Source organism: Psychrobacter sp. 1Y4, assembly GCF_051847555.1.
In genome coordinates this window covers 1-576 of sequence record NZ_JBPYDE010000902.1, presented here as the reverse complement: position 1 = coordinate 576, position 576 = coordinate 1, and the positions used below count along the sequence as shown (strand labels likewise).

The following is a 576-nucleotide window of genomic DNA, read 5'->3' as shown; positions in this document are numbered from 1 at the left end:
TGTCATGTGGCGCTGTCAGACATTAATGCAGAGCAACTGGCACAAACCAAAGAGATGCTGGTTGGTTATGACATTCAAGTAACAACAACCGTGCTCGATGTGTCAGACAATGACGCTATGCAAGCGTGGGCGGATAGCGTGATGAGCGATCATGGTAAAGTCAATTTCATCTTTAACAATGCAGGCGTGGCGTTCTCATCGACGATAGAAGGCGCTAGTATTGAAGAGCTTGAATGGGTGATGGATATCAATTTTTGGGGCGTAGTTTATGGCACCAAAGCGTTTTTGCCGTTGATCAAAAATAGCGTCAAACAAAGCGAAGTGACGAGTGATAATCAACACGATCAACCCCGCCAGTTTACAGAACATGGTCATGTTATCAATATCTCCAGCCTGTTTGGTTTGACCGCTCAGCCTTCTTACTCTGCTTATAATGCCAGTAAGTTTGCGGTACGCGGCTTCACAGAGAGCTTGCGTCAAGAGCTTAACATTCAGAAATGCGGTGTATCAGCGACCTGTATCCATCCAGGTGGCATCAAAACCAATATCGCCAACAGTGCGCGCGGTAATGACAGC

General features: G+C 46.5%; 1 protein-coding gene. It reads left to right on the top strand.

Annotation, left to right across the window (positions count from 1 at the left end; all coding sequences use genetic code 11):
• A partial coding sequence (locus ACS8FC_RS19500) for an SDR family NAD(P)-dependent oxidoreductase (RefSeq protein ID WP_439298003.1) occupies window positions 1-576 on the top strand: 576 nt, incomplete at both ends.